At 59.3% G+C, this 10,754-nt stretch carries 11 protein-coding genes; 1 reads left to right on the top strand and 10 read right to left on the bottom strand.

What is annotated here, in order from left to right:
* Nucleotides 1-277: 277 nt before the first annotated feature.
* From catA to ACW9IR_RS05135, 10 genes are all read right to left on the bottom strand, one after another.
* Nucleotides 278-1,195: a catechol 1,2-dioxygenase gene (catA, locus tag ACW9IR_RS05180; protein WP_110719851.1), complete on the bottom strand. Its 918-nt coding sequence runs from the start codon at nt 1,193-1,195 to the stop codon at nt 278-280.
* Between the two features lie 163 nt (nt 1,196-1,358).
* Nucleotides 1,359-1,649, bottom strand: coding sequence for a muconolactone Delta-isomerase (catC, locus tag ACW9IR_RS05175; RefSeq protein WP_110719852.1), 291 nt, complete (start codon nt 1,647-1,649; stop codon nt 1,359-1,361).
* Nucleotides 1,650-1,664: 15 nt separating this feature from the next.
* Nucleotides 1,665-2,786, bottom strand: a complete 1,122-nt coding sequence (locus tag ACW9IR_RS05170) for a muconate cycloisomerase family protein (protein ID WP_457462012.1) — start codon at nt 2,784-2,786, stop codon at nt 1,665-1,667.
* A gap of 23 nt (nt 2,787-2,809) precedes the next feature.
* Complete coding sequence (locus ACW9IR_RS05165; RefSeq protein ID WP_102899107.1) at nt 2,810-3,571, bottom strand: 1,6-dihydroxycyclohexa-2,4-diene-1-carboxylate dehydrogenase; 762 nt, start codon at nt 3,569-3,571, stop codon at nt 2,810-2,812.
* A 20-nt stretch (nt 3,572-3,591) separates the two neighbouring features.
* Nucleotides 3,592-4,605 carry a benzoate 1,2-dioxygenase electron transfer component BenC gene (benC, locus tag ACW9IR_RS05160; RefSeq protein WP_457462010.1) on the bottom strand — a complete coding sequence of 338 codons (1,014 nt, stop codon included), beginning with the start codon at nt 4,603-4,605 and terminating at the stop codon, nt 3,592-3,594.
* Nucleotides 4,606-4,625: 20 nt separating this feature from the next.
* A complete protein-coding gene (gene benB / locus ACW9IR_RS05155) occupies nt 4,626-5,114 on the bottom strand; it encodes a benzoate 1,2-dioxygenase small subunit (RefSeq protein ID WP_137216584.1) in 489 nt (162 codons plus the stop codon).
* Nucleotides 5,114-6,469: a benzoate 1,2-dioxygenase large subunit gene (gene benA, locus ACW9IR_RS05150; protein ID WP_457462008.1), complete on the bottom strand. Its 1,356-nt coding sequence runs from the start codon at nt 6,467-6,469 to the stop codon at nt 5,114-5,116. Before benA ends, benB begins: the two co-directional genes overlap by 1 nt.
* A gap of 152 nt (nt 6,470-6,621) precedes the next feature.
* On the bottom strand, nt 6,622-7,578 hold the full coding sequence (locus ACW9IR_RS05145; RefSeq protein ID WP_457462006.1) for an AraC family transcriptional regulator: 957 nt from the start codon (nt 7,576-7,578) through the stop codon (nt 6,622-6,624).
* Nucleotides 7,579-8,458: 880 nt separating this feature from the next.
* Nucleotides 8,459-9,382, bottom strand: a complete 924-nt coding sequence (locus tag ACW9IR_RS05140; protein ID WP_102899112.1) for a bifunctional helix-turn-helix transcriptional regulator/GNAT family N-acetyltransferase — start codon at nt 9,380-9,382, stop codon at nt 8,459-8,461.
* Between the two features lie 67 nt (nt 9,383-9,449).
* On the bottom strand, nt 9,450-9,725 hold the full coding sequence (locus tag ACW9IR_RS05135) for a hypothetical protein (RefSeq protein ID WP_102899113.1): 276 nt from the start codon (nt 9,723-9,725) through the stop codon (nt 9,450-9,452).
* Between the two features lie 137 nt (nt 9,726-9,862).
* Here ACW9IR_RS05135 and ACW9IR_RS05130 point away from each other — a divergent pair, with 137 nt between their 5' ends.
* Nucleotides 9,863-10,699, top strand: a complete 837-nt coding sequence (locus ACW9IR_RS05130; RefSeq protein ID WP_102899114.1) for an AraC family transcriptional regulator — start codon at nt 9,863-9,865, stop codon at nt 10,697-10,699.
* The last annotated feature ends 55 nt before the right edge of the window (nt 10,700-10,754 follow it).

Below are 10,754 nucleotides of genomic sequence, written 5' to 3'. Positions count from 1 at the left end.
CTTGCGTTATGCGCCGACCTGAAAAACCGGGTTGGATTCGGTACAAAGCGTTCAGCTCGACGTAGCGCTCAAGATCACCCCCGGTCAGTCCCCTCACCCCAGCCCTCTCCCAGAGGGAGAGGGAGCCGACCGAGGTGTCTTGCGTTATGCGCCGACCTGAAAAACCGGGTTGGATTCGGTACAAAACGTTCAGGTCGACGTAGCGCTCAAGATCACCTCGGTCAGTCCCCTCTCCCTCTGGGAGAGGGTTAGGGTGAGGGAACCAGGCGACTCGGTATCAAGCGTCCTGCAACGCACGCGGCCGTTGGCTGCGTTGTTCGGCACTGGCGTCCGGCGCCTGCTGCAACTGGAAGTCGAACTTCAGCTCGGCATAGCGCCCCGACACCGCATCTTCACGGAACACCACCTCCCCGACCAACCCTTCACGGGTCGCATAAGCGAAGTCATCCCACAAATATTGATCACCCGACAGATTGATCTGCGTCGTCAGGTGCCGATGCCCCGGTGCGCTGATGAAGAAATGCACATGGGCCGGGCGCTGGCCATGGCGGCCGAGCTGGTTCAGGCATTCCTGGGTCGGCCCTTGCGGGTCGCAGCCATAGCCGGATGGCACGATACTGCGAGCGCGGTAACGGCCTTCGGCGTCGGTGATGATGCGGCGGCGCAAGTTGTACTCGGACTGGCTCGGGTCGAAAAACGAGTACGTGCCCTTGGTGTTGGCGTGCCACAGGTCAACGGTAGCACCGGACAACGGCTGGCCATGCAGATCGAACACCTGGCCTTCGAGGTGCATAACGGTGGCGACGCCCTCCTCGCTGCCGTCATCCATGCGGCACTCACCTTCGCACAGGGGCGCGCCGGCTACGTACAGCGGGCCTTCGATGGTGCGTGGCGTGCCGCCGGCCAAGCCGACCTGTGCGTCCTTGGCGTCCTGTAACAGGTCGAGAAAATGCTCGAGGCCGAGGCCGGCAACCAGCAGCCCTGCTTCCGAGCGAACGCCCAAACGGTTGAGGTAGTCGACGGCTTTCCAGAACTCGTCGTCGCTGATTTCGAGGTCTTCGATGATCTTGGCGCTGTCCTGCAAGATGCGCAGGACGATGGTTTTCAGCCGGGAGTTGCCGTCGTCGTTGGTAAAACCGGCGGCTTCTTTGAAGAAGGTTTGCAGCTCGGCGGTGTGGGCAATTTTCACGGTCATGGTGGTTACCTCATCTTGTTGTTTTGTCGACGCAGTTCTTGAGTTCCTGCACCGTCCCTTGTAGGAGTGAGCCTGCTCGCGATAGCGGTCTGCCAGTTGCCATCGATGCTGAATGACACACCGCTATCGCGAGCAGGCTCACTCCTACAGGGGCCGGGTTGGATCAGCGATCGTCCGTATGGATCGACGACGGATGCCGGCACATGCCATCAACCTCAATGTCCATGTAGGGAAACAACGGCAAGCGCATCAGCGTTTCGTGCAGAGCCTCAACACTCGGCACATCGAACACGCTGTAATTGGCGTAGTGCCCGGCGATGCGCCACAGGTGCCGCCATACGCCGTCGCGTTGCAGCCGTTGCGCCAGTTCCTTCTCGTCTGCCTTGAGCCGGGCGGCCAGCGACGGGTCCATATCGACAGGCAATTTCACGGTCATTTTTACGTGGAACAACATGCTGGTTCTCCTGATTCAGTGGCGGCGAAAACGCGCCAGACGCTCTTCATCCAGCGTCAGGCCAAGGCCTGGAGTTCGCGGGATGTGCAGGTGGAAATCGCGGTACTGCGGCGTTTCAGTGACGATGTCTTCGGTCAGCAACAACGGCCCAAACAGCTCGGTGTCCCAGGTCAGTTGTTTGAGCGTGAGGAAGGCGTGCGCCGAGGCCAGCGTGCCGATGGAGCCTTCGAGCATGGTGCCGCCGTACAGCGCGATGCCGGCGGCCTCGGCGATTTGTGCGGTGCGCAATACGGCGCGCGGGCCACCGTTTTTGGCGATCTTCAGGGCGAATACACTGGCAGCGCCGTCGGCGGCGAGGCTGAAAGCATCCTCGACGCCTTCGATCGATTCGTCGGCCATGATTGGCGCCGGGCTGCGCTGATTCAGGCGAATCTGCCCGGAGCGGTTGACCCGCGAAATCGGCTGTTCAATCAGGTCGATGCCGTTGTCACCCAGCACCTGACAGCCGCGAATCGCCTGGGATTCGTCCCAATACTGGTTAACGTCAACCCGCACACTGGCGCGCTCGCCCAAGGCTTTTTTGATCGCCACCACGTGTTTGAGATCCTGTTCCAGCGGGTTGGCGCCGATCTTCAATTTGAAGATGCGATGGCGACGGGCTTCGAGCATCTGCTCGGCTTCGGCGATGTCGCGGGCGGTGTCGCCGCTGGCCAGGGTCCAGGCCACTTCGAGGCTGTCGCGCACACGGCCGCCGAGCAGCTCGCTGACCGGCAAACCGAGGCGCTTGCCTTGGGCGTCGAGAAATGCGCTTTCGATACCGGACTTGGCGAAGGTGTTGCCCTTGGCGATCTTGTCGAGCCGCTGCATCGCGGCGTTGATGTTATTGGCGTCCATGCCGACCAGCGCCGGCGCCAGATGCGCGTCGATATTGGCTTTGATGCTTTCCGGGCTTTCATAACCGTAGGCGAGGCCGCCGATGGTGGTCGCTTCACCGATGCCTTCGATACCGTCACTGCAGCGCAGACGCAGAATCACCAGGGTCTGTTTTTGCATCGTGTGCATCGCCAGCTTGTGCGGGCGAATGGTCGGCAGATCGACGATGATCGTCGATACGCTTTCAATCAGAATTCTCTGCATGTCTGTGTCCCTTGAAAACGTGATCAACCGAGGTCGCCGCCACCGACCGGCAAAGTCACGCCGGTGATGTACGAGGCGTCATCGGAGGCCAGAAAGAGGATCGCGCCGACCTGTTCGTCGAGGCTGCCGTAGCGTTTCATCAGGCTGCTGTCGAGGGTTTGCGCGACGATTTCCTGATACCAGGACTGCTCCTGCGCCGACGGTTCGGCGGCATTGCGCGGGATGCGCCGGGGCGGCGCTTCGGTGCCGCCCGGTGCAGTAGCGTTGACGCGAATGCCGCGCTCGGCGTTCTCGAACGCCAGGCACGCGGTCAGCGCATTGATGCCGCCCTTGGCCGCGCCGTACGGCACGCGATTGATGCTACGGGTGGCAATCGACGAGACATTGACGATGGCGCCGCGCCCTTGCTTGAGCATGTACGGCAGCGCGGCGTGGCAGCACCACAGGGTCGGGAACAGCGAGCGGCGAACTTCGGCTTCAATCTGTTCGACTTCGTAATGCTCGAACGGCTTGGCCCAGATCGTGCCGCCGACGTTGTTGATCAGGATGTCGAGTCGGCCGAAGGTGTTGATGGCTTCGGCCATGACCCGTGCACAATCGGCGTATTGCTCAAGGTCGGCGGTCAGCGCGAGAACGCCCTCGCCTTGCAGTTCGTGAACCAGTTCAGAGCGGTCGACGGCGACGACTTGCGCGCCTTCGTTCAGCAGGCGTTCGCACACACGGCGGCCGATACCCTGCGCCGCGCCGGTGACCAGCGCGACCTTGTTGGAGAATCTGTTGTTCATGACAACCTCGAAAAAGGATTTCAGGCAGCCGCAGCGGCAAATTTTTCGTAGTAGAAATTCGCAGGGGTGATGCCCTGTTCACGAATGTATTGGCTGACCGCTTCAACCATCGGCGGCGGGCCGCAGAGGTACACGTCGACGTCGCCTTCATTGAGGTGGCGCGGCTCTATGTGCTGGGTGACGTAGCCCTTGAGTGGATGCGCACTCTGCGGGTTGGCCACGCAGGCGCCGAAACTGAAGTTCGGGATGCGGGCGGCGAAGGCTTCGAGACGATCAAGTTCAACCAGATCGAAATCGTTGGTCACGCCGTAGATCAAATGCACGGGATGATCGCTGCCCTGCTCGGCGATCTTTTCCAGCATCGCGGTGAACGGCGCCAGGCCGGTGCCGCCCGCCAACAACAGCAGCGGCCGCTTGATCTCGCGCAGGTAGAAACTGCCCAACGGCCCCGCCAGGTTCATGCTGTCGCCGGCCTTGGCCAACCCGGTGAGGAAGCTGCTCATCAAACCGCCAGGCACGTTACGGATCAGGAAGCTGACTTCGCCGTCCTTCTGCAACGAGCTGAAGGAGTAGGCGCGGGTCTGCTCACTGCCGGGCACTTGCAGATTGACGTACTGGCCCGGCAGAAACGCCAGTTTGCTCAGCGCTTCGCCCTTGATCGACAGCGCGATAGTGCTTTCGGACAACTGCCGGACAGCGCTGATCGATGCCTGGAAGTTCGCTTGTTCGGTCTTGCACACCTGCGAGCCTGCCGGCACTCGCACCACACAATCGCTTTCAGCGCGCATCTGGCAGGTCAGCACATAACCTTGCGCGAGTTCGTCGGTGCTCAAGGCGTCTTCAATGAAGTTGTCGCCCATGTCGTACCGCCCGGCCTCGGCGAAACATTTGCAGGTGCCGCAGGCGCCATCGCGGCAGTCCAGCGGGATGTTGATGCCTTGGCGATACGCCGCATCGGCGACGGTTTCATGGCCGCCAGCCTCGATGAAACGGGTGACGCCGTCTTCAAAATTAAGCGCGATCTGGAAATTCATGGTGCACCTCGTCGTGTCGACTAGATGTGATAAATGTCGATGACCTGACGGACGTAATCGTTTTTCAGCACGACTTTCTTGGCCTTGATCAGCGGCTGTTCGCCACGCAGATCGAGGGTGTAGAAACTGCTGCCGAAGTAGCTGTCGGTGACCTGATAGCGAAAGCTCAGGGTGTGCCAGTTGAAGCGCACCAGGCACTGGTCTGCGCTCTGCTCGACGATTTCGATGTTGCTCAGGTTGTGCGAAGTGCGGGTGTCGGGGATGGTCGCGCTGGAGCGCTCGGTCTTGATCCGAAAGATGCGGTCTTCGAGGCCGCCACGGTTGCCGTACCAGATCAGCGAGATTTCGCTTTGCGGGTCTTCGGTGAGCGTGTCGTTGTCGTCCCAGGCCGGCATCCAGAAGGTCGCATCGGCGGCGTACAGTTCCAGCCATTGATCCCACTGGCCGTCATCGAGATAACGCGCCTCGCGGTAGAGAAAATCGCGCACGCTGTCGTAGAGGTTGCTCATCACACGGCCTCCACGGGGATCAGTTGTGGTTCGCTGGCAGCGGCTTTGAGCATGGTTTCCTGCCAGTACTTGTGTTGCAGCACGAACAGGCCTTCGTCTTCGGTGCGCATGCCGGAGAGCAGCGGTTTGAGGTCGATTTCTTCGGCGGTTGCATCGGCACCTTCGACCCAGTGCGTCGCACCACGGGACATATCATTCCAGCCGCGCCCGGCGCCGTAGCCGGTCTGGCACGAGCGAAACTCTTCCAGATCATCCGGCGTGGCCATGCCGCTGACGTTGAAGAAGTCTTCGTACTGACGAATGCGCTTGGCGCGGGCCTCGGCGCTCTCGCCTTTGGGGGCGATGCAGTAAATGGTGATTTCGGTCTTGTTGACCGAGATCGGCCGGGCGATACGGATCTGTGAGCTGAACTGATCCATCAAGTACACGTTGGGGTACAGGCACAGGTTGCGTGAGTTCTCGATCATCCAGTCGGCACGGGCCTGACCGAACTCACGGGCCAGTTCGTCGCGACGCTCGTAGGCCGGACGATCTTCCGGGTTGGCCCAGCGGGTCCAGAGCAGCAGATGGCCGTGATCGAACGAGTAGAAACCGCCGCCCTTCTTCGCCCAACTGCCGGCGCTCATGGTCTTGATCGCTTCGCCCGCTTCGCGCTGTTGGCGCTGGTTCTGGGTGGCGGCGTAGTTCCAGTGCACCGAACTGACATGGTAGCCGTCGGCGCCATTTTCAGCGGTGAGTTTCCAATTGCCTTCGTAAATGTAAGAGCTGGAGCCGCGCAACACTTCCAGGCCTTCTGGCGACTGATCGACGATCATGTCGATGATCTTGGCGGACTCTCCCAGATGTTCAGCAAGCGATTTCACATCGGCATTCAGGCTGCCGAACAGAAAGCCGCGATAGGACTCGAAACGCGCGACTTTAGTCAGGTCATGGGAGCCTTCGCAGTTGAAGCCTTGCGGGTAACCGGCCTCGCTCGGGTCTTTGACCTTGAGCAGTTTGCCGCTGTTGTTGAACGTCCAGCCGTGAAATGGGCAGGTGTAGCTGGAGCGATTGCCGGACTTGTGCCGACAGAGCATGGCGCCACGATGGCTGCAGGCATTGAGGAACGCATTGAGCACACCGTCCTTGTTGCGCGCAATGAAGATCGGCTGGCGCCCCATGGTGGTGGTGAGAAAATCGTTGTTGTTGGGGATCTGGCTTTCGTGAGCGAGGTAAATCCAGTTGCCTTCGAAGATGTGCGCCATCTCCAGTTCGAACAGACGCGGATCGGTGAACATCTCCCGCTTGCAGCGGTAGGCACCCTTCTCTTGGTCTTCTTCAAGCATGGCATTGAGGTAGTCGATTCCCAGGGACATGGCCGGGGCCTCCATTGTTATTGTTCAGGCCAGGTCAGATTAGGGAGGCGATGCACGGGGCAATAGCCGAATCCTGCAGATCGCTATCCGTTTTGTGCAGGATGGCGCGGCAGATGATTCAGCGTGTTTCGGAGGGGGGTTAGCGCAGTGTTTTAGTGGCGGCGTTTGAAGGTCTGCGAAGGCAGTTCGCCGTACTGTTGGCGATAGCTATCGGAGAAGCGGCCGAGGTGCAGGAAGCCGTAGTCCAGGGCCAGTTCGGTGAGGTTGCGTACCGGGCAGCTCGGATCGCTGAGGCAGGCGTGGATGCGCGCAAGCTTGCGTTGGCGGATGTATTGCATCGGCGTGACGCCGATTTGGCGTTCGAACAAAGCGTACAGCGAGCGCGGGCTCATGCTCGCCTGTGCGGCCAGATGTTCGGCTGGCAAATCCAGTTTCAGATTGCGCTCGATGTAATCGAGAATGCGTTCGAAGCTTACGTTCGGTGCACTCAGGCACTCACGGCTGACGTTGGTGTTCATCAGCGAAATCAGTTTGCTGCCGATGATCTGCGCGTAATGCTCCTGTACCCGCAGCAACGGATCGCTGGCCTCGGCTTCCTGACAGATCATCGCCAGCAGGTTGGTGAAGCCTTCCAGCTCATCCAGCCGATAGTGATTGCGCAGGAAACGGACACCGCTTGCCGGACGCTGCCAACGCTGCTCGTCGCACACCGATTCGAGCACGCTGACCGGCACCTTGAGGATGAATTTCTCGCAGTCTTCCGAGTACGTCAGATCAACCGGATCATCCGGGTTGATCAACAGCAACTCGCCAGGCACCAGATGCTGTTCGCGCTTGTGCCCGCGCCACAGGCAATTGCCTTGCAAGAGCACTTGCAGGTGGTAAACGGTCTCCAGCGCCACTGAGGTCACGCGCACGCTGCCGCCATAGCTGATGCGGGCCAGATCGAGATCGGCGAGTTTGCGATGGTTGAGGCTGGCTTGCGGGTGGGTGGTTCTGGACAGGCCGATGAAGTGCTGGCCGACGTGCTGATTGACGTAGTCGGAGACGGCATAAGGGTCAGCGTGACGGAACACGCTGCTGCGATCGCTCAGCAGATGGCTGTCCATGGGGCATTGCTCGTTGTTGTCGTTATTTTGGGATCACGGGGTTTCAGGCATCACGAGCCACAGTACGCCGGAGTGTCGGGGTGGGCAATTGGACGAAGGTTTGGGTGCTCGATAATCGAACGCTTTTTGCGGACTACAGAGTGGTTTGAACAACGCCTACACTTGCCGAAGAAATGCCCTACAGACCAAAAAAACCAAACGAAGAAAATTCCTACTTATGACAGCCTTCAAAAACAAAAAAAGCCCGTTTCAGTCGAAACTGAAACGGGCTTTTCCCACCTCAACGGCCGTTACTTCAGGTCGTCAAAGTGGTCTCGCAGGAACTCGTAAAAGCGAAAGGCTTTAAACAATCTCCATACAAGGCTCAGCGTACGCAGCAAAAGCTTCATACGTTTTGGCCTCCAGGGCTGGGGGCCAAACCTCCAGCAAGCTTACCGGACCATGCGTGCCTTCAGCATGCATGTCAAAGCAGCTAATGAGGCGGCCGGTTGAAAGCCCTCCGAAGTATCATTCCGGCACGGGTGCAAACCGTGTCAGAGGGAATGAAATCGTTGAATTGCCAGCCAAATCTCGTCACTGCTTAGACATGTGAGCGTCGGCATCATAACCCCCAATCGAACTATACATGACCAGGTAATCAATCGGCTTTGTAAAACGTTATTTCTGTCAGCATTGCTCTTTCAACATTGGATAACGTAAGCATCCATCTGAAACAGAATATTAATGTTGCGAGGGGACGCAAAGACTCATACCATGAGCACATGTCAAAGCAGCTAGTGAAGCAACAAACCTCAGCCGCAAACCGAGGTTAAAAAAACCACCCCGCTAAGGTGGTTTTTTTTCGTCTGCCTTTTCACTGCACCCGACGACGAATAACAAATCACAACGCCCGCGCCCACGTCTGACTCACCAGATCCTTGCCAAAGCTGTGAATTGCTTCTTCCTCCACCAACTCAAACCCGGCCTGCTGATAAATCTTGCGTGCAGCGGTCAGGTTGCTGGTCGTCCACAAGGTCATGTTCTTGTAGCCAATCTGCCGGGCAAAGCGCAGGCACTCCTCGACCAGACGGCTGCCAATGCCCAAGCCCCGCGCGCTGGCGTCGACGTAGAGCATGCGCAGTTTGGCGGTTGTTTCATCCTGACGGACGATGAACACGGAGCCGATGACCTTGCCGTCCTTTTCCGCAATCCAGCAGCGCTCGCTCGTCGGGTCGTAATCACGCAGGTACTTGGCGACCACCTCGGCCACCAGCGCCTCGAACTCCGAATTCCAACCGTATTCACGGGAATACAGGGCCGCTTGTTGTTGCATCACCGTGCCCATGTCGCCGGGCTGCGGATCGCGTAATACGTAGGTTGCGTCTTTGTTGCCTTGCAGCAGTGTCTGGATCAACGTCATGGCGCCGATCAGTTGCTTCTGCTGCGGTTCAGGCAATCGCTCGAGCATGGCGACGATCTGTTCGCGGGAGGCCTTTTCCAGCGGGATCAGGATTTCACGGCCCAGGTCAGTAAGGTGTAATTGCGCAGCGCGAGCATCCGTGGGTGACGGCACTTTCTGGATCAGGCCGCGCTTCTCGAAACCGCTGATGATGCGGCTCATATAACCGGCGTCGAGGCCGAGCATCTGGCGCAGATCCGCGCTGGTCAGATCACCGCGCGAGGCCAGCTCATACAAAATGCGTAGCTCGGTCAGCGAGTAGTCGCTTTGCAGCAGATGCTCCTGCAGTACGCCGATCTGATGGGTGTAGAAGCGATTGAAGCCGCGCACGACGTCGGCTTGCTCGAGGAGATGGCTGCTGGACATGGCAAACACTCAGATAATTGCTTAAGGCAACTATATATTTGCCTAAAGCAACCATGTCAACAGAAAGCTATTTGCATTTGGCCAAGACCACCTGACAGGTGTTCGGCGTGCCCCCGGAGCGCCCGGCATAACGGATGCAGTTGTTCATCGATTTCTGCCGGGCCATGTTCAGACTGGAGCCCCACGCCAGACCGCCCTCGCCGACCGACGGCAAGGCTTTGGCGTAACAGGCGTCCCCAACGCCGGAGGGCGGATAGTGTTTGCGGCTTGAGCAGCCTGCCGTCAGCGCCAGGCTGAGGGCGATCAAGGTGAGTAAAACCCCACGCGAGCATCGGTTCATCATCGCATTCCACCTGTCGCCAAAGGGGCCGTGACCTACAGAGTCTAGCCCCCTCACCTGCACAAATCTTCTAAACGTCGACGAGCATTGCGCGGTATTTTATAGGGCCGCACCTTTCAATGGCGAACTCTGGAGCCTTCGTGGATAAACGCAACTGGATCGAGCTGTCCCAGGATGTCGACACCGGGATTGAATCGATTCGCGCTCACTTTGAGGGCCATGCCTACGATCCGCACTGGCATGACAGCTTCCTCGTCGGCGTTACCGAGCAAGGTGTGCAGCAGTTCAATTGCCGCCGCGTGCGCCATCGCAGTACGCCGGGCAACGTGTTCCTGCTGGAGCCGGGGGAAATCCACGATGGGCAAGCGCCGACCGAGGAAGGTTTTACCTATTCGATGCTCTACCTCGATCCGCATTGGCTTGAGCGTGAAATGCACGCGCTGTTCGAAGACGCACCGTCCGACAGCCAGCCCGGTTTTGCCGACACGCTGAGCCAGGATCCGCGTCTGGCCACAGCGATCAGTCAAGCCTTCCATGCGCTGCATGACGGTGATCTGCGCATCGTCCGGCAGACCGCCGTCGATGGCTTGCTGAGCTCGCTCACGCGCCATCTCGACTGGCGCAAGCGCCAGGCTTTCGATCCGCGCCTGCCGTTGGTGGCGCAACTGGCGCGGGATTATCTGCACGCGCACACCTATGAAGATATCGGTCTCGATGATCTCGCGCGGGTCTGCGGAGTGGACCGTTTTCGTCTCAGCCGCGCCTTCAAGTCGGCTTTTGGCCTGGCGCCGCACGCTTATCTGATCCAGTTGCGCCTGGCCAAGGCGCGCCAGTTGCTGGCCCGGGGTGAAACGCCGGCGCAGGTCGCCAGCGTGCTCGGTTTTGCTGATCAGAGTCACCTTGGGCGCTGGTTCCGCCGGGCCTACCAACTCACTCCCGCCGACTACCGCAAGCGCTGCTCAAACCTTCCAGACTGACGCACGTCAACTGGCGATCATGGATGCCTGTTTTCATTTTCAGGGAATCCGGATC

Source organism: Pseudomonas sp. SDT291_1_S447 (assembly GCF_054070155.1).
Note: the sequence above shows the minus strand (reverse complement) of the source record. Positions and strands in the feature narration are given on the sequence as shown.

Bases quoted from the DNA above. Each gene is read 5' to 3' on its own strand.
- catA (WP_110719851.1), bottom strand. From the start codon at position 1,195: ATGACCGTGAAAATTGCCCACACCGCCGAGCTGCAAACCTTCTTCAAA.
- catC (WP_110719852.1), bottom strand. From the start codon at position 1,649: ATGTTGTTCCACGTAAAAATGACCGTGAAATTGCCTGTCGATATGGAC.
- ACW9IR_RS05170 (WP_457462012.1), bottom strand. From the start codon at position 2,786: ATGCAGAGAATTCTGATTGAAAGCGTATCGACGATCATCGTCGATCTG.
- ACW9IR_RS05165 (WP_102899107.1), bottom strand. From the start codon at position 3,571: ATGAACAACAGATTCTCCAACAAGGTCGCGCTGGTCACCGGCGCGGCG.
- benC (WP_457462010.1), bottom strand. From the start codon at position 4,605: ATGAATTTCCAGATCGCGCTTAATTTTGAAGACGGCGTCACCCGTTTC.
- benB (WP_137216584.1), bottom strand. From the start codon at position 5,114: ATGAGCAACCTCTACGACAGCGTGCGCGATTTTCTCTACCGCGAGGCG.
- benA (WP_457462008.1), bottom strand. From the start codon at position 6,469: ATGTCCCTGGGAATCGACTACCTCAATGCCATGCTTGAAGAAGACCAA.
- ACW9IR_RS05145 (WP_457462006.1), bottom strand. From the start codon at position 7,578: ATGGACAGCCATCTGCTGAGCGATCGCAGCAGCGTGTTCCGTCACGCT.
- ACW9IR_RS05140 (WP_102899112.1), bottom strand. From the start codon at position 9,382: ATGTCCAGCAGCCATCTCCTCGAGCAAGCCGACGTCGTGCGCGGCTTC.
- ACW9IR_RS05135 (WP_102899113.1), bottom strand. From the start codon at position 9,725: ATGATGAACCGATGCTCGCGTGGGGTTTTACTCACCTTGATCGCCCTC.